The organism is Massilia niabensis, assembly GCF_042655085.1.
Taxonomy (GTDB): domain Bacteria; phylum Pseudomonadota; class Gammaproteobacteria; order Burkholderiales; family Burkholderiaceae_D; genus Telluria; species Telluria niabensis.
Map to the genome: position 1 here is coordinate 125,093 of NZ_JBHSMU010000018.1, position 25,387 is coordinate 150,479.

Annotated in this window: 15 protein-coding genes; 7 read left to right on the plus strand and 8 right to left on the minus strand. The window is 65.3% G+C overall.

Features of this window, described 5'->3' with window-relative positions:
• Positions 1-11: 11 nt before the first annotated feature.
• Entirely contained in the window at positions 12-2,861 is a 2,850-nt protein-coding gene (locus ACFPN5_RS23080; protein WP_379786191.1) for a M16 family metallopeptidase, read from the minus strand.
• Positions 2,862-3,426: 565 nt separating this feature from the next.
• Here ACFPN5_RS23080 and ACFPN5_RS23085 point away from each other — a divergent pair.
• Positions 3,427-4,125, plus strand: coding sequence for a PEP-CTERM sorting domain-containing protein (locus ACFPN5_RS23085; RefSeq protein WP_379786192.1), 699 nt, complete (start codon positions 3,427-3,429; stop codon positions 4,123-4,125).
• 67 nt (positions 4,126-4,192) lie between these two features.
• Here ACFPN5_RS23085 and ACFPN5_RS23090 read toward each other — a convergent pair whose 3' ends face one another.
• Positions 4,193-5,407 (minus strand): DUF4861 family protein, encoded by a 1,215-nt coding sequence (locus ACFPN5_RS23090; RefSeq protein WP_379786193.1) that lies wholly within the window; start codon positions 5,405-5,407, stop codon positions 4,193-4,195.
• 16 nt (positions 5,408-5,423) lie between these two features.
• Positions 5,424-6,830 (minus strand): glycoside hydrolase family 88/105 protein, encoded by a 1,407-nt coding sequence (locus ACFPN5_RS23095; protein WP_379786194.1) that lies wholly within the window; start codon positions 6,828-6,830, stop codon positions 5,424-5,426.
• Between the two features lie 158 nt (positions 6,831-6,988).
• Here ACFPN5_RS23095 and ACFPN5_RS23100 point away from each other — a divergent pair, with 158 nt between their 5' ends.
• The 3 genes from ACFPN5_RS23100 to ACFPN5_RS23110 are packed head-to-tail and all read left to right on the plus strand — an operon-like array spanning position 6,989 to position 9,722.
• A complete protein-coding gene (locus ACFPN5_RS23100) occupies positions 6,989-7,810 on the plus strand; it encodes an NAD-dependent epimerase/dehydratase family protein (RefSeq protein ID WP_379786195.1) in 822 nt (273 codons plus the stop codon).
• Between the two features lie 17 nt (positions 7,811-7,827).
• On the plus strand, positions 7,828-8,712 hold the full coding sequence (locus tag ACFPN5_RS23105; RefSeq protein ID WP_379786196.1) for an aldose 1-epimerase: 885 nt from the start codon (positions 7,828-7,830) through the stop codon (positions 8,710-8,712).
• 17 nt (positions 8,713-8,729) lie between these two features.
• The gene (locus ACFPN5_RS23110; RefSeq protein WP_379786197.1) at positions 8,730-9,722 is read left to right on the plus strand and encodes an alpha/beta hydrolase fold domain-containing protein; all 993 of its coding nucleotides are present in this window, start codon (positions 8,730-8,732) and stop codon (positions 9,720-9,722) included.
• A gap of 55 nt (positions 9,723-9,777) precedes the next feature.
• On the opposite strand, the gene ACFPN5_RS23115 is transcribed toward ACFPN5_RS23110, so the two are convergent.
• The 3 genes from ACFPN5_RS23115 to ACFPN5_RS23125 all read right to left on the minus strand — a co-directional run bounded on the left by ACFPN5_RS23115 (position 9,778) and on the right by ACFPN5_RS23125 (position 17,104).
• Positions 9,778-13,263 carry a pectinesterase family protein gene (locus ACFPN5_RS23115; protein ID WP_379786198.1) on the minus strand — a complete coding sequence of 1,162 codons (3,486 nt, stop codon included), beginning with the start codon at positions 13,261-13,263 and terminating at the stop codon, positions 9,778-9,780.
• A gap of 59 nt (positions 13,264-13,322) precedes the next feature.
• The gene (locus tag ACFPN5_RS23120; protein ID WP_379786199.1) at positions 13,323-14,126 is read right to left on the minus strand and encodes a rhamnogalacturonan acetylesterase; all 804 of its coding nucleotides are present in this window, start codon (positions 14,124-14,126) and stop codon (positions 13,323-13,325) included.
• A 152-nt stretch (positions 14,127-14,278) separates the two neighbouring features.
• Positions 14,279-17,104 carry a TonB-dependent receptor plug domain-containing protein gene (locus tag ACFPN5_RS23125; RefSeq protein WP_379786200.1) on the minus strand — a complete coding sequence of 942 codons (2,826 nt, stop codon included), beginning with the start codon at positions 17,102-17,104 and terminating at the stop codon, positions 14,279-14,281.
• Between the two features lie 443 nt (positions 17,105-17,547).
• Here ACFPN5_RS23125 and ACFPN5_RS23130 point away from each other — a divergent pair, with 443 nt between their 5' ends.
• From ACFPN5_RS23130 to ACFPN5_RS23140, 3 genes are all read left to right on the plus strand, one after another.
• Entirely contained in the window at positions 17,548-18,129 is a 582-nt protein-coding gene (locus ACFPN5_RS23130; protein ID WP_379786201.1) for a PEP-CTERM sorting domain-containing protein, read from the plus strand.
• A gap of 71 nt (positions 18,130-18,200) precedes the next feature.
• Positions 18,201-21,743 (plus strand): pectinesterase family protein, encoded by a 3,543-nt coding sequence (locus tag ACFPN5_RS23135; protein WP_379786202.1) that lies wholly within the window; start codon positions 18,201-18,203, stop codon positions 21,741-21,743.
• Positions 21,744-21,926: 183 nt separating this feature from the next.
• Positions 21,927-23,759 carry an ABC transporter ATP-binding protein/permease gene (locus tag ACFPN5_RS23140; RefSeq protein WP_379786203.1) on the plus strand — a complete coding sequence of 611 codons (1,833 nt, stop codon included), beginning with the start codon at positions 21,927-21,929 and terminating at the stop codon, positions 23,757-23,759.
• A 22-nt stretch (positions 23,760-23,781) separates the two neighbouring features.
• On the opposite strand, the gene ACFPN5_RS23145 is transcribed toward ACFPN5_RS23140, so the two are convergent.
• Positions 23,782-24,480: a FadR/GntR family transcriptional regulator gene (locus tag ACFPN5_RS23145; protein WP_379786204.1), complete on the minus strand. Its 699-nt coding sequence runs from the start codon at positions 24,478-24,480 to the stop codon at positions 23,782-23,784.
• Between the two features lie 117 nt (positions 24,481-24,597).
• Positions 24,598-25,350, minus strand: coding sequence for a FadR/GntR family transcriptional regulator (locus ACFPN5_RS23150; protein WP_379786205.1), 753 nt, complete (start codon positions 25,348-25,350; stop codon positions 24,598-24,600).
• Positions 25,351-25,387: the final 37 nt, after the last annotated feature.

Genomic DNA, 25,387 nt, shown 5'->3' on the forward strand with positions numbered 1-25,387 from the left:
CGTAGCCATGCTCATTCCGGTTGGCCTGAGGTGGATTGCCACCACTTCTCGGGATTCATCACGACCTGTACATAATTGCCGGTGTTGAAGTACAGCCGGGCGGCGGCCTTGATGTCGTCCACGGTCAGCTCGCCGATCTTGCTGTCCTGTGCCAGCCGCTCGGCAGGATCGGTGTCCGTCAACAGTGCTCCCTCCAGCAGGGCGGCCCAGGCACCGTTTTCCTTGAGCGAGCGCTGGTGCCCTTGCAGCGCGGCTTGCTGTACCTTCTGCAGATCCGACGCATCCGGTCCCCTGGTTTTGAGCGCCTCGATTTCGGCAAACAGCATGGCCAGCAGCCGGTCCACCTTGTCCGGCGCGGTCGGCAAGCGTGCCGCCACCTGGTAGTGGCCATAGGGAAGGTGCGACAGGGTGCCGTTCAGGTTGACGCTGTAGACCAGCGACTTGTCCCGCAACACAGCCGTGAGGCGCAGCCTGGCGATCTCGACCAGGGTGCGAAAGCGTACCCGTTCCGCGCTGGAATAGGTGGCCGGACCGGTAAAGTTCAGCGCAATCACGCTCTGATCGTTCTTTCCGCGCCGCACTTCTTTCTTGACGACTCCCGTGACGGGACGAAAGCCCAGATCCCTGAACCCGACTGCGATCTCGCCAGTCGGCAAGCTGCCCAGGTAAGTGGCCAGCAGCGGCTTGAAAGTGACCGGGTCGAAATTGCCTACAAAAATGAACGTCATGTCCCTGGCGCTGGAAAAACGCTCCTTGTACAGAGCAATCGAGCGGTCGAGCGCGACGTTCCTGAGCGCCTCCGGAGTCGGCATGCGCGCCACGCGTGGGTGCCTGTCATACAATGTCATGCGCATGGCGTCGTCGATCACCATGGCCGGGCTCGCCATGGCGTCGCGGGTGCCTTCGATCTGCTTGTTGATGAAGGACTTGAACAGATCCTCGTCGCGCCGCACGGTAGTAAAGCGCAGGTAGATTGCTTGCAGCAGCGTTTCCAGGTCGGCCGGGGCGGCGCCGCCGGTGACGTGTTCGGTGTGTTCGCCCATGTTGATGGCCAATCCCAGCGACTTGCCGGCCAAAATATGGTTCAGTGCCACGGGTGAATGGGCTCCCCAGCCCATGGTCGACACGAGCGCGGTGGACAAGCGACCGTTCAGGTCGTCCTCCGGCTTGTACAGTGTGGTGCCGCCGAAGCGGACCGCACGCATGACGACCTGTTCATTGCGAAAGTCGGTCTTCTTCAGAATCACCTTGACGCCATTCGACAGGGTCAGGCGTGTGAGGCCCACTGCCGCATCCTGCGTTTCGACAGCGATCGTGCCTCCTGTGGGGGTGGAGTCGAGCAAGCTGCTGGCAAACCCCTTTTCTTCACGCGCGGTGACAGGAGCCTTGTCGGCCGCAGCCAGGGCAGCGAGCAGCTCGTGCCTGCTCGGCGCCGGCGCCTCCGGTTTGTCCTTGCCCGTGAACGCCAGGATCCGTGGGGCATTGGCCGGCAGCGTGGCGCGCGCATATTGCTGAATTTCAGCCAGGTGAATCGTCGGCAGCAGTTCGCGGGCGAACCGGTAGATATCTTCCAGGCCAGGCGACACCTCATCATTGAGGAAGCTGCCGACGTAGGCGCCGACAAAGGCGGACGAGCTCACCTTGTCGCGGTCGGCATACTGCAGTTCCACGTTGCGCGACATGCTTTTCCTGGCGGTGTCCAGTTCACTCTGGCTGAAGCCGAACTCACGCACCCGCGCGCTTTCCTGGGTCAATGCAGCGATGGCCGGAGCGGCCCCGCCCCTGGCCAGCGTCGCATCGATCGCGAAGGCCTGATGGCCTTTTCCCATGGGGTGGTACGCCGTCTGCGCTCTCAGGAAGGGCGGCTCGGGCAGCTGTGTCAGTTGCTGAAGGCGCCGGTTCAGCATGAAGTTAAACAGGTTGCGGACCTGCAGTGCGCGATAGTCGCCCACGGTGCGCCGCGGCGGCCGTTCAGCCAGCGGATAACGGATACTCAAGCTGTTGGTCGTCGCTTCCACATCAGTGGCGACCCTGGCGTTGGTACTGCGGTGCGCGACCATATTGGTGTAAACGCGGGGGCGCGGCTTGGCGGGCATGGCCATCGCACCAAAATGGGTTTCAATCATTTTCTCGGCAGCGGCCGGATCGATGTCGCCCACCACGATGACCGCCATCAGGTCGGGACGGTACCAGTCCTTGTAAAAGCGCCGCAGCGCTTCCGGGGGCGCGTTCCTGATAATGTCTTCCTGGCCAATCGGTGTGCGTTTCGAATAGCGTGATTCTCCGATCCCGAACCAGTTGGACGACAGCGAGCGATGCATGCGGTAGGTCGCGCCATTGCGTTGGCGCGCTTCTTCCAGGATCACGCCACGTTCGGCGTCGATGGCTGCGGCGTCGAGCGTCATGCCCTGGGCCCAATCCGACAGGACCAGGAAACCCTTGTCCACATGTTCCTGCCTGCCGGTGGGGATCAACAACTTATAGACGGTTTCGTCGTAGCTGGTACGCGCGTTCAGGTCGGGCCCGACCTTGACACCGATCGATTGCAGATAGGAGAGAAGCTCCGTTTTCTTGAAGTTGGCCGATCCATTGAAGCCCATGTGTTCGACGAAGTGCGCCAGTCCCTGCTGATCGTCGTCTTCGACGATCGAGCCGACCTTGACCACCAGTTGCAGCTCCAGCTGCTTTTCCGGCCGCGCATTGCGTTTGATGTAGTAGGTCAGGCCATTTGCCAGTTTGCCGACCTTGAGCTCGCGCTCGAACCGGAGCGGTTCGGTCAAATCGACAGCCGCGTCGGCGCTGCCCAGGCACAGGGAAAGGGCTGCGATCGAGCAGACGTGGCGCAGGACAAGAAAGGGCATCGGCAACCTTACCAAAAGTTAAGTTGGCAGATTCTACGCTGCTTATTTACTTACGCCATTTGTTTTTAGTGTATCGATCAGCAGCCTGATTGATCCTCGCGCAGCTTGTTCATGTTTGCGCGCAAGCGCGCTGGAGCCGGCACCAGCACCACCACCGAGGTGGACCGGCAAACCCTCGAGAATGCACAGATGAGCAACGCCGGTACCAATCACGGGCGCTGACATCCGATGGGCCGTCATGGTCGCCAAAAAAACGCCCGCGTTTTTGCGTTATGGGCACTCTGCAACCGAACGGAAAATCCTCCTCGCCCGAAGCGCAAAATAGTGCTGCGCAATGACAGCCTGTAGTGCCGGGCAACGTATAATTAATACCAGAAATACTGACAACAATGCGACTTGTTGTCGATAAAACTTACACTGTGGGCGCGATCTGCGCCATGCCTGGCGCATATGCCCCGTATTTACAAATGGCACGCGTCTTGCTGCAGAGCCTAGGCCAGCACTGGCAGACAACCCTTGGGAGAGAAACGTGTCAGCTATTACAAAAATCGCGTGCGCAGTCGCTATGACCGTCTTGTTTGCCGGCAGTGCAGCGGCTGTCCCCATCGTGCTTGACTTTGAAGGGGTCGCAGACCGTGCCTCGGTCAATGATTTCTACAACGGTGGCACCGACTCTGCAGGCAATAGGGGAACCAACTACGGGATTAACTTCTCAAGTAGAACCCTGGGTTCGATCGACCTGGATGCCGGCGGTACCGGTAACGTCGCCAACGAACCTTCGGCGAGCACCGTCATCGCTTTCCTGGAGGGTGGTAGTGCGATGATGAACGTGGCGGCCGGTTTCGACACGGGCTTCTCGTTCTTCTATAGCAGCGAGGAGAACGGATTTATCGAGGTTTACGAAGGACTGAACGGTACGGGCAGCCTGCTGGCGTCCCTGGAACTGCATGACAATATCGATAACTGCAGCGGCGATCCGAGTGGCCTCTATTGCCGGTTCAGTCCGGTCGGCGTCACGTTCGCCGGGATTGCGCGCTCGGTCGACTTCCGCGGCGCGACGAACAACATCGCCTTCGACAACATTACATTAGGAAGTGTCAATCCGGGCGCTCCATCCGACCCGGGCGACCCGACCGACCCGACCGACCCGACCGACCCAGGCGACCCGACAGAGGTGCCGGAGCCAGCGACCCTGGCCTTGTCGGCACTGGGATTGATCGCTCTGGCCGCTTCTGGTCGCCGGCGTAACCGAAATAAAGTTTGATTGCTTGCGGGTCGGGGCCGCACCGCCGGCCCCGACTGTTCGGGTTGATGCCTGGGCGGCAGCATGTTCAGCGTGCGCCCAGCGTCACCTTCACCGGATTCTTCGCCCGCGCCGCGGCCTGCGCCACGTAAGCCGTCCACGCCTCTTGCGAGACGATGTGCCCGGCCCGGTCCCAGACCGCGCCCGCGTAGTAGCGCAGCGGCTTGCCTGACTCGACTTTCGCCAGGACCAGGTGGTTCAGCGCATCTTCGGCAAACCCGCTGGCCGAGGGCAGCACGATCGCGGTGCCCATCGCCCCGTTGCTTGCCTGCTGCACCCACTGCAGCAGCGAGGGGTCGCGCTCGTTCTTCACGACCGCGATCTTCGGATCCTGGTTCTTGTCCGACGGGTTCTTGTTCAGCCCGACCGCGACCGTGATCTCGCGCGGGCCCGCGAACGTAAACGTGCTGTCGATCTGGTCGAGCTGGTGGCCGGCGTCGACGGTGAAGCGTTTTACTTCCGTCACTTTGGTGCCGCCCGCGTCCCAGCCGTCATAGGTCAGCTCGAAGACGGCGCGCACCGGGCCGTTGGCCAGCACCTTCCACGACTTGTAGTTAATGCTGGTGAAGAGCGCGCTGCCGTCCCAGACGCCGGTGCCGCCGCAACCACGCGACTTGCCGACCTGGTACATGTCCATGCCTTCGCCTTCATCCTTGTGGTAGTGGTCGTGGCCCTTGTTGTACCAGCGGTCGACGACCGGGTAATCCACCCGCTTGAACCAGACATCGAGGCCGCTCGTGACCAGCACTTCCTTGCCGCTGCCCGGTTCCGCCGGCGCCGCGAGGGCAGGGCCGTAGGTTCGGTGCGCAACGCGGTCGTTTTCCCAGGCGAAGTCGTCGAGGCGCTCCTGCACGTAGCGCGCGGACACCTTGGCCGGGAACACCGGCGCCAGGGTCTCGCTCTTCTCGACGGTGAAGGTGGCCGCCTTTTCGCCGGCGGCGAAGTTGTGCTGGAAAATCAGCTCGCCATAGGCCGCGCCGATGTTCTTCGGGTCCTTCGCCTGCGGCGCCACGTTGGTGACCTGGTGCGGCAGCACGCGCCCCTTGCTGTCCTTAACGACGATGCGCTGGATCAGAGCGCCGGGCAGGGCGCGATTGACCTCGGTCCAGGGGATCGTGATCGTTTCCGATGGACGCGCAATTGCCAGGTCGTGGCTGACCGTAACGTTCAGGCGCTCGGCAGCCAAAGCCGCCGTCGGCAGCAACAACGTGCCGAGGGTGAAATGCAAAAGCATCGAATTCATGCAGCTCTCCGGTGGATCAGTGATGTTCGCGGTAGTTGGTCTGCCCGCCCTTGGGCACGAAATGGTAGGTACGCACGCGGTGCTCGATGTTAAAGGCCGGGTTCTTCACCAGCTTGATGATTTCGGCGCCGGCCAGCAGCGTGGGGCCGTAGCCGTGCAGGGCGGCGGTGCTGGTCGGGCGATTGTAGTAATACACTTGGTCGCTGGCGAAGGTGGTGCCGACGCAGGTACCTTCGACCTGGCCCTTGTCGTTGATCTTCGTCGACAGCCCGGCCCAGCCGGCCAGTGCGATCGAACCATAGGTGGTCGGGCTGATCCAGCCTTCGTTGATCGCGTGTGCGTAAACGTAGGTGAAGATGGCGCTGGCCGAGGTCTCGAGGTAGGAGTCGTTCCGGTCCAGCATCTGGTGCCACAGGCCCGTGCCCGACTGCAGCTGGGCGATGCCCTTGAGCGACTTGCGCAGCTGTTCCAGCACCTTCGGATATCCCGGGTGGTCCTTCGGCAGCACGTCGAGCAGGTCCGACATCGACAGCACGGCCCAGCCGTTGGCGCGGCCCCAGTAGAACTGCGGCGCGTCCGGGTGGTTTGCGTTCCAGCCATGCGTGTAGAGGTTGAGCTGCGGGTTGAACATGTAGCCCGACATCTGCAGTACGTTCTTGACGGCGTCGTCATAGTAGGCACGGTCGCCCGTCATGCGGCCCAGTTCGGCCAGCGCCGGCACGCCCATGTACATGTCGTCGGCCCACAGCGACACAGCCTGCGGCCGCTCGCGCGCCAGCGTGCCGTCCTTCAGGCGGAACTGCTGCTTCGCCACCCAGTTGCCGCAGACCTGGATCTGCTTCGACAGGTCCGGGCCGATTTTTGCCACGCGTGCGCGCATCATCGCCGCGCACATCGAACCGGCGTCGTCCAGCGAGCGCGGGTCGATGAAGCGCGAGAAGGCGTTGGCGCGCTCGAGCTTGAATTGCTGTTCCTGCGCGCGGAAGTAGGGCAGCTTGTCGGCGAAGAACTGGAAATGGCGCGCGGTCATGGCGGTGAAGCGCTTGTCGCCGGTGACTTCGGCAGCCTTCAGCATGCCGGCGTGGACCACGCCCATCTCATACACCTGCAGGCCGAAGTCGGCATCGCCCTCGGCCATCACGGCGTCCTTCACCGGAACCTTGAAGTCGGTGATCGGGGCGCGCGTGGACTTGCTGACCACGTTTGACGGCGTCTGCGCTTCCATGTAGCCGCGGATGCGGTGCAGGGCGGCGGTGATCTCGGCTTCGACCGGCTTCTTGTACGGCACCGGGTACGTGCCTTCGCCCGCGTCCTTGAGGGCATTCTTGTTGTCGGGATTGCGGTAAGGGCCGTCGGCGAGGGCATCGCCATTGAACACGGCAAGGGCAACGAGGGTAGCAAGCAGCTTGGTCGGCAGGTTCACGGTGGTCTCGGTGGTTGTTTTAATGTTGATCGGTTAATTTGGTCAGGCCATTCTAATGTGGTCTGACCGCATGTGCAAGGCGGACTAGCCGGTTAGTGTTTTTTCATGGCATACTTCCGGCACAGGCATTTTTACCTAACCCGACAGGAAGAACCGGCATGACTCAATCCCCACCCTCCAAACCCTTCAAGCGCATCCTGCTGACCGGCGCTGCTGGCGGCCTCGGCCGTATCCTGCGCGAGCGCATCAAGCCGTGGGCCGAGATCGTCCGCCTCTCCGACGTGGTGGACATGGGCGAGCCGGGCGCCAACGAGGAAATCGTGCGCTGCGACCTGGCCGACAAGGCCGCCGTGCTGGCGCTGGTGGAAGGTGTGGACGCGGTGCTGCACTTCGGAGGTATCTCGACCGAGGCGCCGTTCGAAGACATCATGCAGGCGAACATCCTGGGCGTCGCCAACCTGTACGAAGCGATCCAGAAGCACAATGTGAAGCGCGTGATCTTCGCCAGCTCGAACCATGCGGTGGGCTACTACAAGACCACCGACATGCTGGATGCCAGCATGCCGGCCCGTGCCGACAGCATGTACGGCATCAGCAAGTGCTTCGGCGAGACCATGTCGCGCTACTATTACGACCGCTTCGGCGTCGAGACCGTCTGCATCCGCATCGGCTCGAGCTTCCCGGAGCCGGCCAACAAGCGCATGATGTCGACCTATTTCAGCTACGACGACCTTACCGAGATGCTGCGCTGCTCGCTGTTCGCACCGCGCGTCGGCCACACCATCGTCTTCGGCATGTCGGACAACCCGAGCGTCTGGTGGGACAACCGCTATGCGCGCCACCTCGGCTACAAGGCCAAGGACAGCTCGGAGCAGTTCGCGGGCAAATTCCCGGACACGTCCGAGTTCCCGGAAAAGGATGACGTCACGACGATCTTCCAGGGCGGGAAGTTCCTGCTCGACGGTCCGATGTACCGCTAAGGCCTCAGGGATCCACTATGCAGGTCATTACCCTGCGCAGCAGCGTCCTGCATGCGGAGGTGCTGCCCACGGCCGCCGGCGGACTCGCGCGCCTCGACTGGTTGCACGGCGGCGCTGTGCACTCGCTGCTGCGCCCCTATGTGCACACACCGGGCGCCGCGGCGCCTACCACCTCGCAGCTGGCCTGCTTTCCGCTCGTGCCATGGTCGAACCGCATCGACCCAAGCGGTTTCGTCTTCGAAGGACGCGCCGTGACGCCGGCGCCGAACCGGCCGGGCGAGCCGTGCGCGATCCATGGCGACGGCTGGCAGCATCCCTGGAGCGTGCAGGCGCGGTCCGACTCGGGCGTGAGCCTGCTGCTGGACCAGCGCGACGGATCGCCTTTTTCCTATGTGGCGCGCCTGCGCTACATGCTGCTCGACAGCGCCCTGAACGTGACGCTCGAGGTGACCAACACCGGCAGCGCGCCGCTGCCGTTCGGCCTCGGCCTGCATCCTTGGATCGAGCGCCGCGACGGCGTGGTGCTGCGCGCCCGTTCGCGCGGCACCTGGACCCGCGGGCCGCTCGGCCTGCCGGAAGATGAAATCGCGGTGCCGCCCGAGTGGGACTTCAGCGCCGGGCAGGCGCTGCCGCAGGGGCAGGTCGACCACGTGTTCTGCGGCTGGGACGGCGAGGCCGAGATCAGCTGGCCGAATACGGGCGTGAAGCTCGCCGTGCAGGCGGACATGGCTTACTACATCCTGTACGCCCCGGCTGGCGCGAATTTCTTCTGCTTCGAACCGGTCGACCATGCGATCAACGCGCACAACCTGCCGGGAGGGACCGCGCGCAATGGGCTGACCACGCTTGCCCCGGGACGCACGCTTGCGCGGCGGGTCAGTTTCCGCGCCGGCGCTGTTTAGGAAAGGACGGACTTCCCATGCGCTCGACCGGTTCAAAACTGTTCTTCGGCTTGTTCGCAGGCTCCGTCTGCGCTGCCTCTCCTGCGCAGCCTGCGGCGCCCGCGGCCGACAGCTACACGGCCCACACCACTTTCGCCAAACTGGTGCCGAAGTACCCCTTCATCAAGGTCGCCAGCGCCGAGGTGCCGCCGTCGGTACAAGCGTACCGCGACATCACCTATACCAGCATCGGGGCTCGGCCGCTGCAGCTCGACCTGTACCTGCCGGCCCGGCGCAGCAGTAAAATGGTGCCCGGCGTCGTTTTCGTGCACGGCGGCGGCTGGCGCACGGGCGTGCGGGCCAATTTCGCGCCGATGGCGATCCGGATGGCGCAGCGCGGCTACGCGGCGGCAACCGTCAGCTACCGGCTCTCGCCCGAAGCGCCATACCCGGCGGCCATCCACGACGTCAAGGCGGCCGTGCGCTGGATGCGCGCCAACGCCGCGCGCCATGGTATCGATCCCGGCCGCATTGCGGTCGGCGGCGGCTCGGCCGGCGGTCAGATCGTCAGCCTTGTGGGCGTAACGGGCGGCATGCGGGCCTTCGATCCGGGTGCGGGAGATGGCGCCGTATCGAGCGCCGCCCAGGCCATCGTCAACATCGACGGGCTGTCCGACTTCACCTCGGAGGCGGCGCGCAAGTTCGAGGACGATCCTGCGAAGCAGCCTTCGTCGGCCGGCGCGTGGTTCGGCGGACGCTATGCGGAGAAGACGGCGCTGTGGCACGAGGCGTCGCCGACCTTCTACGTGAATGCGGCGATGCCGCCGATCCTGTTCATCGGCAGCGGGCAAACGCGTTTCGCCGTCGGGCGCGAGGAAATGATCGCGAAGATGGACGCGGTGGGCGTCGCCAGCCGGGTAGTGCTGTTCCCCGAGACGCCGCACAGCTTCTGGCTGTTCGATCCGTGGCTGGAGCCGACGGTGGAGGCGACGGTGCGCTTCCTGGATGAGCATATGGGGCCCAGGCAGTAAGTCCTAACAAAAAGCCGGCCACATGGCCGGCTTTTTTCATCGATCCATCGCCTCATCACGGCGCCGGATTCCAGCCCTGGCCGCCAGCGAACCCGCTGAAAATCACCGCCCGGCTGCCGAACCGCTGCTTTACCTCGTCCGCGCTCAGCAGATATCCGCCGGCGCGCCCCGACAGGTCGAGGCGCTTGCCCGCCAGGTCCATCGTCCCATGCTCGCGCCACCCGTGCGCAGCGTTCGGCACCACAGGATTGGGTGCCGGCTCGCGGTGCACGCCGGCGCCGGCCCAGCCGGCCGGCGCAACGTGCTCGCCCATCCTGCAGTGAATGAAGGCGACGTTATCCCATGTGGAGGCGGTACCCGGGCTGCGGGCGAGGTAGGTCGCCCCAGGCGGCACGCCGTTCCCCTTCGGTCCCGGGCCGTGCGTCAGGCTGCTGTTCAGGAAGACGAAGCCCGGGTCGGTGCTGGAGACCGTACGCGCCTGCACCACGTAGCCGCCGGAGGCCGGGTTGGCGCTGTCGCCCACCGAGCGCAGTTCGCTTTCTTCGAACAGCGCTGCGCGGTTCGCGCCCCAGATGAAGTCGACGTTCCCTTCGATCAGCGTGCGGTAGAACCAGGCATAGCCCTTGACCTGGATCGTGTCCTGCTCGCTGAAGAAGCTGGCGTTCTTCGCGACCAGGCGGCCGCCGTCGCTATTGAAATACACCGTCTCGGCCTGGGCGGAACGGGTGTTCGAGCGGAGCGTGGTGTTGCGCAGCGTGAGGTTGTCGAGCGTCAGCAGGTCCGCATCTTCGACCATCAGCAGCGAGCGGCCACCCGAGAACGAGGGCGAACCGGCGCCCTGGGTAGTGCCGGAGCCGGGATTGATCCCGTCGCTATTGGTCGCATGGATGACGACGCCGTCGCGGCTCTCGCCACGGATCGTCAGCCTGTCCTTGCCGAGCACGAGCAGCAGTTCCTCGTAGCGCCCGTTGCGTACCTCGATGGTGACGGGGGTCGCCTTGTCGAAGGCGCTCATCGCATGGTTCAGCGCACCCTGCACGGTGCGAAAGTCCGCCGGGCCGTCATCGTCCACGCTCAACGTGGTGCCGCGCGGCGCCGCTGGGGCGGTGCGAAACGCCCACGCGCCTGCCTGGCCGATGCCGTGGAAGGCCTGCCCCTTGAGGGTGGCGCCGGTAAAGACGCCGTCGCCGACCACCACGTAGTACTCGGTGCCGTAGGCGAGCTTGCCGCTGTGCGGTCGGATCAGCGCCGTGTTGCCGCTCACCGTGATCCCATGCATGCGCACGTGGCGCGAACGCGGCTGGCCGGGATAGCCGATGTCGCGTACTTCCTCGCCGACGCGGATGATGTCCACCAGCGCGCCATCGGACTGGCGATGGATGCGTACCGAGCCGGCGCTGCCGATGCCTGGTGCGCCGTCGAAAGTGATGCGCAGTGGCGTATCGGCCGGCACCGCGTGCGCCTGCGGGGCAGGGGAGACTGCCGGTCCGAGGGCCAGCGTCCTGCCCGGCACCGAGAACGGCGCGGTGATCGTGGCCACCATCGTGCTTTGCAGGGCGGGGTCGTCGACGCTGGAGAGGACGATCTCGGCGACGCCCGCGGCCTTCGGCACGATCGTCAGGCCATCGGCGCCGACGCTGACGCTGGCAACCGCCGGGTTGCTCGAGCGCGCGGTAACGCCGAGCCGGGTCACGCCATCGCTGGCGACGGCGCTGATCCCGATGCGCTGCGCTGGGTCGCCCGCTTGTGCGGTAAAGACCGGGGCGGCCAGGGCCGGGGCCAGGCGCGCCGGTTGCACGCCGGGGACGCCCGCGCGCAGGTCGTCCAGCTCGAAGCTTCCCTGGCTGTACAGGCCAATCCGGGCCCGTTCCTGGGCGAACGCCGGCTGCGGCGCCGTCGAGATCTTCTCGCCGTCGAGGTAGACCGCGAGCATACCGGCCGTCATCTCGAGGCGCAGCATGGCGAAACGGGCCTGCGGCAGGCGCGCGCGCGGCACGTTCTTCAGGCGGCTCAGGACGCCGTCCTGCATCTTCACGAGCTGGATGTTGACCGTATCGCCGCTCGCGGGCAGGTCGACGCCGGCACCGACCCAGTTGCGCGCATCGACGTAGCGGCCGACGAGATAGAACTGGCGCGCACCACCGGCGGGACCCGAGGGACGCACGCGCGCCTCGACGAAGGCATTCGCGGGGGCCAGGCCGTTCAGCTGCGCGCTGGTGGACAGCGCCAGCAGCGGACCTGTCCCGCCCAGTTGCAGCATGCCGCCGCGTATGGCGGGAGCCGCGCCTTTGCTAACGGCTTCCCACGCGCCGCTGCGCGCGCGCCCGAAACTGTCGCAAACGAGGAAGTCGGCCGTCGGGCAGCCCGGCGCCGTCGTGCGCTGATTGATCTTGCCGGCGCCGGCGTTCGCCAGGACATGGGCGCGCACGGTGTCGGCGGGACGCGGCGTGAACGGATAGGGCACGGTCCAGGCAGGGGTTGCGGCCTGGCCGCAGGGCGCGAGCGGACGTCCGTTCAGGAGCGAGCCGGTGTCGGTGAACACGCCGGCGTCGGGCGCCTCGGTCTCGAAGGGGCGCACCGCATCGGTACAGCTGCGGGCGCCGGCGATGTCGAAGGCATTCGCGTGCGAGACGATGCGCGCCTGCTTGGCCACCCCGACGCCGTATTCGTGCTGGTAGACGGGGTGCTTGCGGTCTCCCACGTGGTAGTTGTTGAAGAGGTGGACCTGGCCGAAGCGCACCCGCGGCGCGCGGCTGGCGACGTTCTCGAACAGGTTGTTGCTGAAGGTGACCCGCAGGTGGCCGCTGTCGCCCAGCGCCTTGTCGCTCGAACCGATCAGCGTATTTTTCTGGTGCAGCGCGAAGTGGTTGTACGAGACGGTCACGAAATCGGAGCCGCTGCTGATATCGAGCGCGCCATCGTGGCACTGCTTGTGCTTGCCGTTCTCGACAGGCTGCTGGTCGTCGGTGACGGGCGCATCGGTGAAGCTGTTGTGGTCGATCCAGACGTGGCGCGCGCCCGAAATCGAGATGGCGTCGAAGTCCGCGTTCCAGTTGCCCTGTGCCCCGTCCTTCGGGTCCCAGGTCGGAGCGACGTCGCAGGGGTTGCGAAGGCGCAGGTTGCGGACGATCACCTGCGACACTTTCGATATCTGCACATGGGCGTTGATGAAGCCGGCGTTCGGCCCCAGTCCGACCAGCGTCGTGTTGCTGCCCAGGCGCACGAGCCCGCGCTTGGCCTGGTCCTCGCTGCTTGCAAACGGCCGTCCTTCGCTCATGTCGATGAGACCATCGACCTGGATGATGCGGCTGGTTTTATGGGCGAGCGCGGCGCGCAGTTGCGCCGGGGTGCTGACGGTCAGGATGTCGGCAGGGCCGGCGTCGGCGCCGCCGCGGGTGCCGCCGGCCTGCGCGGCCCAGCCGTCGAGCGGCGCCTGCTGGCGTGCGATGCTGGCCGCTGCGGGTGCCGGCCCCGGTGCGGCAAGGGCGGCGGCACCGGAAAACGACGCGAGTAGCGCCAGGAGGAGGGAGGTATGTTTCATGTGCGCGCGAGGAGGAAGACGGAGGTGGCCGGTGCGCCTGCCCGGCGCGCCGGGAAGACTTACGGTAGCGACGCGGCCTGTGCCGCCGGCGTCTTGAAGCTGTGCTTCATGCCCGGGAACAGGCGTTCGAGTTCGGCCGCCACCATGCTCGAGAACAGTGCGGCGCCCTTGGCGCCTACGTGGGTGCGGTCGAAGGCGCTCTTCGGGGCGCCCTGCGGTTCGACTCCGGCTGCGGAGGCTGGGGCGCCATAGTTGGCCGGCCGCGGCGCCTGCGCCAGCGTATCGGCTTCGTCCTGGCCCATCTTCTGGACGGCTGCGGCGCTGGTCGCATTCAGGTCGATCAGGGCGGCCTTGCGCTGCGCTGCGATGCGGCGCGTCGCCGCGGCCCACGGCGCCAGGTCGTCCTTCAGGTAGTCGCCCTTGAAGCTGCGGCGGGTAAGTGGCGTCACCAGTACCGGCACGCCGCCGAGCGCGGTCGTCTCGCTGACATAGCGGTCGATATTCTGGGGAAACTGGGTAACGAGGTCGGTGGAACGGCCGGGTTTGCCAGGCTGGTCGTTGTGGCCGAACTGGACCAGGACATAGGTGGTCGAGAACGACGCGCCGTCCTTCAGCAGCGCCTGCACTTCATCCCAGCGGCCCTCGGCACGGAAGCTGCCGGAGCTGCGCCCGCCGCGCGCCAGGTTGATGCAGCTGACCTCGGGCTGGAAGCGGGCGCAGAGCGCGTCGCCGTAGCCGGTGCGCGTGGCCATGGTCGAGTCGCCGACGAGGATGATGCGGATGGGTTTGACTGGGGCGGGATCGGTAGCGAACGCCGGGGCGGCAACGAGCGAGAAGGACAGGAGCGCAACGGAGTGCTTCATTCGAGACCTCGATAGATGAAATGAACGTAGGGTGGACGGGTTCCCCGTCCACGCGGTGATCGGTACCGGCTCCGTCATCCGACCGGATGATCTTGCCGCTAATTACCACCGCGTGGACGGCAGAGCCGTCCACCCTACAAAAACACCAGTATTTAGAACGTGTAGTCAGCACGCACCGTGAAGGCGCGGCCGATCGGCTTGGCGATGTTCTGCGCAAACACGACGCGCGAGGACAGGCGCTGGTTCGACAGTGGCGGATCGGTGTCGAACAGGTTGTTCACGCCGGCGCCGACCTTGAAGTTCTTCGAGACCTTGTACGTGGTCGACAGGTTGTACACGCGGTACGGCTCGATCACGTTGTAGAACGGCTGGCCAGGCTGCTGGGTCGGCAGCGCGTTGGTGTCTTCGTAGCTCGACGAGTACTGCTGCGTCAGCTGGGCGAAGAACGGACCGTAGTTCCAGTTCACGCGCGCCGTGTGCTTCCACTTGAAGATGTAGGTGTTGGCCGAGGTGGAGCCGGTCGACAGGGCGCCGATCCTGCCGACGCTGTCGACCCACGGGCTGCCGGCGTCGTTCTGGCCTTCGTACGTATCGGTGAAGGTGCCGTCGATCGAGGCGCCGAAGCGGCCCCAGCTCTTGGTCGGCAGCGAGTAGGCCAGGCTGAGGTCGATACCCTGGGTCTTCAGGCCACCCATGTTCAGGCGCGTCTTCGTGATGTACTGCAGCGTGCCGTCCGGGTTACGGACGAACAGGTCCTGGTAGCGGCCGAGGTTGTCGAAGATCGAATCTTCGTTGATCTGGGCGATCGTGCCATCCATGACGATCTTCCAGAAGTCGACCGTGGCATAGAAGTTCTTGAACGGCTCGACCACGAAACCGACGGTATAGGTCTTCGATTCTTCCGGCTGCAGGTCCGGATTGGCGCCGGTGAGCGTCGTCAGTCGCGTGTTGCAGACGCGCTCGGCGTCGAGGCCAAGGCCGGCGTAGCGCGGGTCGGTGGTCAGGGTGCCGGAGCCGGCCACGTTCGGAGTGCGGCTCGGGCACAGCAGCGGATCGTCCCAGCTTGAGGTCGACGGCGTCAGCGTGCGCGGGGTGCCGTACAGTTCAGGCAAGGTCGGCGCGCGGAAGCCGGTGCTGACCGTACCGCGGATCATGACTTCCTTCAGCGGCTGGTAGCGGAAGCTGGCCTTCGGGTTGAAGGTCGAGCCGAAATCGCTGAAATGGTCACCGCGCACGGCGAAGTTCAGGTTCAGGTTTTTCGTGACCGGTGCGTCGAGCTCCGCATACATGCCGGCGACCCGGCGCTGGCCGCTCGGGTTGTTGCCCGGCGTGCCCGACACCCGCCACACCACCTCGTTGCCGATCATGGTCGCGTTTTCCGCGTAGGTCTCGCGGTGCCAGTCGCCGCCGACAGCCACGCCCAGGGCGCCGCCCGGCAGGTCCATCAGGGTGCGGGAGAGGTTGAAGTCGACACCGTAGTGGCGCACGTCGGCGACGCGGAAGTCCTGGCCGTCGGCCGAAATGCTGTCCAGGTACGCTTTGCCGGCAGCATCCTGGGCGCCGAATGGATTCAGGGTGCCGTTGGCGACCCCGGCATAGACGGCCGGCGTGCGCACGAAGTTTTCCTTGAAGCCGCTGTCGCGGTGGCTGTAACCGTAGGACGCGCCGACGCGGTAATCCCAGCCCTTGAACTCGCCTTCATCGGCAACGACCAGGCGGTGGTTGGTCTGCACGTCGTGCAGGGTAGCGGCGCCCAGTTCGTCCAGGCTCCAGGTCAGCGCAAGGTCTTCGCCATTCAGGCCGGCCACGGCCGGCACGCCGCCGCTGCCGCCCGGGTACCACTTGCTGGCGCGGGTGATCATCAGCGGACGGCGCGAGGCCGTCAGGCGGTCATAGTCGGTATTCGCGCCGAACGGCTGCGGCGGGCTGACGGCGTCGATGTACGACTTCGACAGGTTCAGTTCCACCGACAGCACCTTGCCGTCGCCGTGCGCCAGACTGCCCTTGGTGAACAGGGTCACCTGCTGGTTCTCCGGCAGCAGCTGCGGGTAGATGGTCGGATCGGTAATGCAGGTCTTGCCGCCGTTGGCGTTGGTGCGGGTCGAGGGCACCGTCGTCTGTGGCAGGCCCGGGGCCACGCAACCGGACGCAAAATACGGATTGCCGGTGATGTTCGCCGAGCGGCCGTTACGGTAGATCGTGTAGTTCGCGGGCGATGCGGAGCCGCCCGAGGTGTTCGCGGTGAACGGGGTGCCGCCGAGCGCGGCCAGCTTGGCCGGGTCCCAGATGTTCGGGCGGTCCTTTTGCATCAGCGACTCGCGGCGCTGGGCGCTGAAGGCGGTGTAGACGTTCCAGCCGTCGTTCGACAGGTCGCCCTTGCCGGCGACGAGCGTCACGCGCTTCTGGTCGCCGCCGCCGGATTGTTCCGGCTGCACCACGCTTGCATGGACCGTCACATCCTTGATCGTCTTCTTGGTGATGAAGTTGACCACGCCGGCGATCGCGTCGGTGCCGTACAGCGCCGAGGCGCCGTCGCGCAGCACTTCGACGCGGTCGATGGCGGCCATCGGGATGACGTCGACGTTGACCGAGCTGGCGCCCAGCGCTTCATTGGCCAGGCGACGGCCGTTGAGCAGTACCAGGGTACGGTTCGTGTTCAGGCCGCGCATGTTGATCATGGTGCCGCCACCGCCGCCGCCAACCGGTTCGTTGGTTGCGGCAACGGTCAGGGCGACCGCGACTTCCGACATCGTGGTCAGGCCCTGGTTGGTCAGCTCTTCCGCTTTGTAGGTGGTCAGCGGCAGGGCGTTTTCGGTGGCAAGGCGCTTGATCGAGGAGCCGGTGACTTCAACGCGTTGTATCGGGGCTTCCTGGGCGGCGGCGCCGTTGGCCAGGGTCAGTACGGCGACGGTGACTGCGGACAAAAGGAAGCGTGGTTCGGCCAGGCGGGACCGGGTAATACTGTTCAGCTTTTTCACTACGTGTCTCCTGCGTGTGATCGTGAATCGCGTTCGGGTGTGTCCCCGGTTCGCTCGAATAGCGCGCCATGAGGCAAATGCACATGGCACATCAATGTCTGGCGGATTGTACTTTGGTCTGGCCAGTTCTGCAATCTGGACGAGCCAGTTATTTTTCCGGCCTGATCGCTGTAGACAAAGCGGCAAGGCCACTTTGCCCTTGGCTGCCCGTTGCCCGACCGCGAGAGCCGGATGTAGCAAAAAGTTAAAAAACTTGTATTTAAGCGGGCATACCAATTGCCATACTGGTTAGACCAATCTAGAATCGCTCAGGCAATATTCTGTACTTACCGGTTTCGACCCCGGCCCCGCAGCTTCGGGTCTTCGTCGCGCCGGCGCCGGGCACGCAAGGTGTCCAGAACAAGGGCGACACTGCCCATCCTAAAAATAATCCGGAGACGATTTTGAAAACCAAGAACATCCTTTGCCTGCTGGTCCTCGCCGCCAGCGCCACCGGCGCCGCCACGGCCCATGCCGTGCCGCTGTCACTGCAGGACGCCGTCATCACCGCTAGCTACAACGGCGCGGCGGACGGCATGCTCGGCCTCGACCACCTGTTCGCGCAGGAACCCGGCTCGAATACCACCAGGCTCGATCCGACCGATACCGGCGTCGAGTTCCTCACCAGCGACTTCCTGTTTGGCGTCGATTTCTCGCGCAGCGGCGCGTTGACCGTCTTCGCGAATGGCGCCGTCACCCCGGGCGCTTACAGCATGCGCTTCGACTTCGGCAACACGCTGGCAGGCCGGATTGGCGCATTCCGTTTTGTGGGCACGAATGGCGCCAGCGGCGTGCCCGGCCTGTCGATCGTCGACGCCCACACCATCGCGCTCGACCTGGGCGCTGTCGCATGGAGCGAGTTCGGTTCGTTCACGGCCCAGCTCGACGCCCCGAACGAAGTGCCCGAGCCCGCCAGCGCGGCCCTGGCCCTGGCCGGCCTTGCCGCGATGGCCTTTGCGGCGCGCTCGCGCAAGCCGCACGCCTGATAACGGGCGGCGCAGGGGCGGCGCGGGCCGCCTCGTTTGCGCCATTCCTTTCCTGCACACAGGAGCACAACATGCGACATACCACTGTCAAGGCAGCGATCTGCCTTGCATTCATGACTGCCGCCGGCCTTGCCGCCGCAGCGGTCGATCCGGCGCGCCAGAGCGCCCCTGCAGACGGCTGGGCCAGCCAGGCCGGCGGTACCGTCGGCGGCGCGAACGCCGTCGACTCCCAGATCTACACGGTCACCAACCGCGCCCAGCTGCTTGCGGCCATCCAGAACGGCGGCATCAACAGCAAGATCATCAAGCTCTCGGGCGTGCTCGACATGAGCGAAGGCCAGCCTTATACCAGCAGCGCGGACCAGGCAGCACGCGGCGCGGTGCGCTTGAAAAGCAACACCACGCTGATCGGCGACGCCAATTCGGGCATCGTCAACGGCCACATCATCCTGTCGAACGTATCGCAAGTCATCATCCGCAACCTCAAGTTTGTGAATCCCTGCGACGTGGCGCCCGTCTGGGACCCGAACGACGGCGCGACCGGCAACTGGAACAGCGCTTTCGATGCCATTTCCGTGACGGGGTCGACCCATGTCTGGATCGACCACAACAGCTTTACCGACGCCCCGCGCACGGACAACTTCCTCGCCGTCGAGAACGGCAAGGTGAAGCAATGCCACGACGGCGCGGTCGATATCACCAATGCTTCCGACTATGTGACGGTGTCCTATAACGTGTTCGGCGAGCACAACAAGAACAACCTGGTCGGCGGCGGCGACAGCGCTACCGGCGACGAGGGCAAGCTGCGCGTCACGTTCAGCAACAACGTGTTCCGCGACGTGGCCAGCCGCGCGCCGCGCGTGCGCTATGGCCAGGTGCACCTGTTCAACAACTACTATGCCGGGTCGAAGTCGCACCCGGTCTACCGCACCAGCTACTACGTCGGCGTCGGGCACGCCGCCAAGATCCTGTCGAACAATAATGTGTTCGAAGTCGCGGGCGCCACCACCTGCGCCGACGTCGTCGACAATTTCGGCGGCACCATCCCCGGCGCTTTTAAGGACACAGGCTCGCTGCTGAACGCCAAGGCGCTCGGCGCCTGCGGCGTGCCGACGACTGTCACCTGGACCCCGCCGTACCCCTTCAGCGCGCGCCCGATTGCGCTGGTCAAGGCAAACGCGCTGGCGCAGGCCGGCGGCGGCAAGCTCGTGACCACGATCAGCGGCAGCGGCAAGGTCGTCATCGACACCGGCCCGAGCCTGGCTTGCCCGGCGACCGGCCTGTACTTCTGCGACGACTTCCAGAACGGCAGCAGCGCCAAATGGGACCTGAAGCCAGTGCCCGGTCCGAACGGGAGCTTCAGCGTGCTGGCGGAAGTGGCCGGCAGCGCCAACAAGGTGATGCAATACACCGCGGCCACCACCGGCGGCGTGCTTGCATTAATCAAGGACAGCGAGATGGGTGCCGTCCCGTCGGGCGACTACTTCGTGGAAGCGCGTATCCGCCCGATGACCAATGGCACCACCGGTAACAAATTCCTGTTCCTCGTGACCCGCTACGTCGATGTCAACAACTGGTACGCCGCTGGCCTGAACGTGCAGAATGCCACCACGAGTACCCAGGTCGAAATCGCGAAGATGCTCGCCGGGGCGCTCACCCGGCCGCGCGCGGTGCGCAAGCCGATCGCGATGGATGCCCAGTTCTACACCGTGCGCTTCGAGATGATCGGCGCCACGCTGACGGTCTATCTCGACGGCGAAAAGCTCGGGTCGGTCACCGACAGCAGCTTTGCCGCACGCGGCCGCGTTGGCCTGTACACGGCAAACAAAAGCTTCCAGATCGATGACGTGCGCATCGGCGATCCTGCTTTGAAGCCGGTCCAGCTGACCCTCAACCCGGGCGCCACCACCTACTCGGCCGAAGCAGGGGACACTCCGCTGCAGGTACGGGTGAATGCGGTGGCGGCCGACGGCACGCCCGACAGCTTCACCGCTGAGTCGAGCAACCCTTCGGTCGCCCGGGTCACGCTCGACGGCACGCTGGCCACCATCACGCCGGTGGGTGCGGGCACGGCCGATATCCTGTTCCGGGCCGGCTCGGACGCGACCATGACGCGTTCGATCGCAGCGACCATTGCCCCGCAATTCGTCCAGCCGACCCAGGTGTACCGGCTCGAGGGGGTCGCCGTTCCGGCCGCGATGGAAGGCGCCGCCTACGTCGACAGCACGCTCAAGCTGGTGTTCGACAAGCCTCCGGTCCTGGGCACGGGTGGCACGATCCGCGTGTTCCGCCAGGCGGACGACGCGCTGGTCGATGTGATCCGGCTGACCGGTGAAACCGACATGCTCGGTTACCCCGGCCAGGACCTGGTCCGCAAAGTGAATACGACGCCGATCCAGATTTCCGGTAACACGGTGACCATCAAGCTGCACAGCAACAAGCTGGACTACGACACCGCCTATTACGTGGCGATCGCCGATGGCGTGTTTACCGGTACCAGCCTGGGCGGTGTGCCGTTCGCCGGCATCGGCAAGCTGGGCGGATGGTCCTTCACCACCAGGGCGGCTGTGCCAAGCGGCTCGACCGTGACCGTGGACGATGACGGCGCGGCCGACTTCCGCACCGTGCAGGGTGCGCTCAGTTACGCGATGAAGCACTTCACCAAGGCCGAGCCGGTGACGATCAAGGTCATGGACGGCGAGTACGAAGAGCTGCTCTATTTGCGTGGCAAGGACAATGTCAGCATCGTGGGCCAGAGCCGCGATGGCGTGGTCATCCGCTATACCAACCACAACACGCTCAATCCCTTTACGGGCGGCAGCCAGGTGGCCAGCGCCACCGCGGCCGCAACCGGTGGACGGGCAGTGATGCTGGTCGAGTCGTCGGACATGCTCAGCCTCGATACCCTCAGCATCAACAACACGACGCTGCGCACGGCCGCCACCGGCCAGGCCGAGACGCTGTACTTCAACAACGATGGCGGGCGCCTGATCGCCAAAAACAGCGCGTTCTACAGCGAGCAGGACACGCTCAACCTGAAAGGGTTCAACTGGTTCTACCGCAGCCTGGTATCGGGCAACGTGGACTTCATCTGGGGCGGCAGCCGCGCTGCGCTCTTCGAAGAAAGCGAGATCCGCACGATCGGCGACACCTCCAGCCCGACCAGCGGCGGTTACGTACTGCAGGCACGGGTGGTCAACCCGACCGACAAGGGCTTTGTCTTCCTCAACAGTTCGCTGACCCGCGGCCCGGGACGGGGCCCGCTCAAGAGCGAGGTGCCGGATGGCGCCACCTGGCTGGCGCGCAGCCCGGGCGGTACCTCGAGCTTTGACAACATCGCCTTCATCAACACCAGGATGGACAAGCATGTGGCCCCCGCAGGCTGGGCCGGACTCGGCGTGAACAGCCAGCCGGCACCCAATCCGGTAGTGCCGAATGCGACCAGCGGCTGGCGCGAGTACGGCACGACCGACCTGGCGGGCAATCCGCTCGACCTGCGCCTGCGTGTCGGCGGCTACCTGCTCAGCACCGACGAGGTGGAAGCCGGCTTCTCGACCCGGGCCAAGGTGTTTGCCGGCTACGGCAACGGGGCAGGGTGGAATCCGCAGCCGTAATGGGAGATAAGTAGGGTAATAAGGGTAGTACCACCGGCCCCCGCCTCGGCGGGGGCCGTGTCGTTTTAAACGCGCAATGCGTGCTATGTCCGTTTCCGCACTGAACGGTTTCGTGCCGGGTCGTATGCTGGGGGTATGGCTCAGGACACCTGCATCCTGGCCGACCACTGCAAGTTACCGAATATGACCACGCCACCATCCGCTACCGCCGCCCCTGCAACTGACGAGGCCCCGCGGGCATCCAAAGAACGGCGCCGCGCCGCGCCCCTGTCGCTCGCCGCATGGAAGCAATTCGTCAATGTGGCAAAACCCTACTGGCTGGAGGACGAGAGGAAGAAGGCCTGGACCTTGCTGCTGCTCCTGATCGTCCTGATGCTGGTCGAGACCAAGTTCGCCGTCATGCTCAACAACCAGGCCGGCGAGATGACCTCGGCGCTGGCGGGCAAGGATGGCGGCCGCTTCTGGACATCGGTGCGCGCCTGCCTGTTCATCCTGGCCTTCGCGATACCGATCTACGCCTTCTATTACTACATGCGCGACCTGTTCGCCAACCAGTGGCGGCGCTGGCTCACCCGCCGTTTCCTCGACAGCTACCTGAAAGGGCGCAAGTACTACGAGCTGGGCACCGGCAGCGAGATCGACAACCCCGACCAGCGCATCAGCGAAGACATCAACAGCTTCACCGGAAGGTCGATCCACTTCCTGCTGATCTTCCTGGGCTCGATCATGCAGCTGGTGGCGTTCAGCGCCGTGCTGTGGTCGATCTCGCATGTACTGGTTGGGGTGCTGGCGGTCTACGCCCTCGCGGGTACGGTTGTCGCCCTCTGGGTATTCGGCAACCCGCTGATCCGCATGAATTTCTGGCAGCTCCGGCTCGAGGCGGATTTCCGCTTCAGCCTGATGCGCCTGCGCGAAAATGCCGAGTCGATCGCCTTCTACCGCGGCGAAGCGCAGGAGCGCGCGCACATCGACGGCAAGTTCGACAAGGTGATCCATAATTTTGCGCTGCTGATCAAGAAGCAGCGCTCGCTCAACCTGTTCCAGCGCACCTTCAGCCAGCTCACCCTGGTGCTGCCGTTCGTGATCCTGGCCAATGGCGTGTTGTCGGGCGAACTGGAAGTGGGGCGCGCGATCCAGGCGGCCGGGGCGTTTACGGCCGTGCTCGGCGCTGTGGGCGTCATCGTCGACAATTTCGAGAGCCTGAGCCGCTTCGTGGCCGGCATCGACCGCCTGCAGGGATTGTCCAAACTCGTGCTGCCCGATGCCGGACCCGGGGCGGCTACCGACAACAAGCACCCGCGCATCCAGCGGCGCCAGGGCGATCACCTTGCGCTGGACTCGCTCACCCTGCATCCGCCGCAATCGGAGCGGGTACTGATCCGGGAGCTGAGCCTGGCCCTGAAGCCGGGCGACGCGCTGCTCATCACCGGCGACAGCGGCTGCGGCAAAAGCTCGCTGCTGCGTGCGATCGCGGGCTTGTGGCATACCGGCAGCGGCGAGATCCATCATCCGCCCGTGGAGGATTTCTTCTTCCTGCCCCAGCAGCCCTACCTGCAGCACGGCAGCCTGCGCAGCCAGCTCATTTATCCGAGTGCGCAGTCCAGCCTGAGCGACGAGCAGTTATTGGACATCCTCGAGCAGGTTCACCTGCCGCTCCTGGCCGAGCGCGTGGGCGGCCTGGATGCCGTGCAGGACTGGGAAAAGCTGTTGTCGGTCGGCGAGCAGCAGCGCCTGGCCTTCGGCCGCGTGCTGGTGCATGAACCGCGCATCGTCATCCTGGACGAAGCGACCAGTGCGCTCGACAGCAGTAACGAAGCCTCGCTCTATGGGCGCCTGCGCGCCGGCGGCACCACATTGATCAGCATTGCCCACCGGGCCGCGGTGCTGCGCCACCATACCCACGTGCTGCACCTGATGGGCGAGGGCGCGTGGGAATTGCATGAAGCGAACGGCTATCAGTTCGACGGACAGGTGGCCGCCGCGCGCAGCGGCGCTACCGACCCGCAACCGGCCTAGCCGGATCGGTTCAGTGGCCCGATCAACCGCGCGAGAACGTGCGGGTGACGCGGTCGAGGTGGGCGCGCATCGCGGTGCGGGCGCCGGCCTGGTCATGCGCGGCGATCGCCGCGAAGATGTTGCGGTGGTCGATCAGCGTCTGCTGGCGCAGCTCTTCGGTCTGGAAGTGTTCCTTCAGCTTGTGCCAGAGCGAGCCGCGCTGGCTCCACAGGTATTCGATGACCCCGACCATGGCGCTGTTGCCGGTCGCGCGTGCGATCGCGAGGTGGAAGTTGCGGTCCGCCTGCTCGTTGCCGCTGCGGTCTTCGTGGTGCTGCTCCATCTCGAGCACGGAAACAAGGATGGCATCGATCGCCGAGTCGCTCGCGTGCTTGGCCGCCAGTGCCGCCATTTCGACTTCGATCAGGCGGCGCGCCGCCAGCACCTCGAACGGGCCCGGACCGGCCGTCGGCACCTCGGCCACCGGCGTGGCCTGCTCGCTGACATACACGCCGGAGCCGCCGCGCACTTCCACCGTGCCGCCCAGTTCGAGGGCGATCAGGGCTTCGCGCAGCGAGGTGCGGCTCACGCCGAGCTTGAGGGCGAGGTCGCGTTCGGACGGCAGCCGCTCGCCCGGCTGAATGTTTTCGGCCCGGATCAATTCTTCGATCTTGCTCGATACCACCCGGTACAGGCGCGGCTCATTGGCACCGGCTTCGTTCGGCGCGGGGGTCTTCTTCATGTATGCGTTTGTCCTGATCAGGTGGTGGCGGTGCCAAAACTAGCGAATCTTAGTTTGGTCCGTCTGATGTTGCAAGTGACCCAACGAAATATCGGCGTGATTTCGTCTTCTTTGCGCTTAACTCGCGGCGATGGCGCCTTCGCCCAGCTCCTGCGCGCGCCGCAGGCGCTCGCGGCTGTTGCTGAGGTGGGTGCGCATGGCCGCGCGCGCGGACTCCGGATCGCGCCGCGCGATGGCGCTGAAGATGTCCTCGTGCTCGTGGATCACGCGCTCGAGGTAGTGGGCCGGATCGTCCTGCGCCAGGCGGGCGGAATTGAGGCGCGCGCGCGGGATGATGTTGGTGCCGAGGTGGCTCAGGATGTCGTGGAAGTAGCGGTTGCTCGAAGCCTGCGCGATCAGCAGGTGGAACTGCATGTCCGGCTCCACCGTCTCCACGCCCTTGCGCGCGCATTCCTCGAAGCTGTCGAGCGCCGTGCGCAGCTGCACCAGCTGCTCGTCGCTGCGGCGGTTCGCCGCCAGCCCGGCCGCCTCGGTCTCGAGGCTGATGCGCAGCTCCAGCAGGGCCAGCACGTCTCGCATCGTGACCACGGTCGCCGGGTCGAGCCCGAGGGTGGGCGGCGGCGGCGCCAGCACGAAGGTGCCGATGCCGTGGCGCGTCTCGACCAGGCTCGCCGCCTGCAGGTGCGAGATCGCCTCGCGCACCACGGTGCGGCTCACACCCAGCAGGCGCATGATTTCGGACTCGGTCGGCAGCTTGTCGCCAGGCTTGAGGCTGCCGCTGCGGATGCTGTCGCCCAGGTGCGCGACAACGCCCTGCGCCAGGTTGCGGTGTTTTTTCAGGGGCGCTTGTGCGGACGGGGTCGGGTTCATGGTCAGGGTAGAGGGGCACGGGCCGTGAATGCGGCAT

What these genes read in the sequence shown, in the direction of transcription:
- ACFPN5_RS23080 (WP_379786191.1), bottom strand. Translation starts at nt 2,861, where the DNA reads ATGCCCTTTCTTGTCCTGCGCCACGTCTGCTCGATCGCAGCCCTTTCC.
- ACFPN5_RS23085 (WP_379786192.1), top strand. Translation starts at nt 3,427, where the DNA reads ATGACCGTCTTGTTTGCCGGCAGTGCAGCGGCTGTCCCCATCGTGCTT.
- ACFPN5_RS23090 (WP_379786193.1), bottom strand. Translation starts at nt 5,407, where the DNA reads ATGAATTCGATGCTTTTGCATTTCACCCTCGGCACGTTGTTGCTGCCG.
- ACFPN5_RS23100 (WP_379786195.1), top strand. Translation starts at nt 6,989, where the DNA reads ATGACTCAATCCCCACCCTCCAAACCCTTCAAGCGCATCCTGCTGACC.
- ACFPN5_RS23105 (WP_379786196.1), top strand. Translation starts at nt 7,828, where the DNA reads ATGCAGGTCATTACCCTGCGCAGCAGCGTCCTGCATGCGGAGGTGCTG.
- ACFPN5_RS23110 (WP_379786197.1), top strand. Translation starts at nt 8,730, where the DNA reads ATGCGCTCGACCGGTTCAAAACTGTTCTTCGGCTTGTTCGCAGGCTCC.
- ACFPN5_RS23115 (WP_379786198.1), bottom strand. Translation starts at nt 13,263, where the DNA reads ATGAAACATACCTCCCTCCTCCTGGCGCTACTCGCGTCGTTTTCCGGT.
- ACFPN5_RS23120 (WP_379786199.1), bottom strand. Translation starts at nt 14,126, where the DNA reads ATGAAGCACTCCGTTGCGCTCCTGTCCTTCTCGCTCGTTGCCGCCCCG.
- ACFPN5_RS23135 (WP_379786202.1), top strand. Translation starts at nt 18,201, where the DNA reads ATGCGACATACCACTGTCAAGGCAGCGATCTGCCTTGCATTCATGACT.
- ACFPN5_RS23140 (WP_379786203.1), top strand. Translation starts at nt 21,927, where the DNA reads ATGACCACGCCACCATCCGCTACCGCCGCCCCTGCAACTGACGAGGCC.
- ACFPN5_RS23145 (WP_379786204.1), bottom strand. Translation starts at nt 24,480, where the DNA reads ATGAAGAAGACCCCCGCGCCGAACGAAGCCGGTGCCAATGAGCCGCGC.
- ACFPN5_RS23150 (WP_379786205.1), bottom strand. Translation starts at nt 25,350, where the DNA reads ATGAACCCGACCCCGTCCGCACAAGCGCCCCTGAAAAAACACCGCAAC.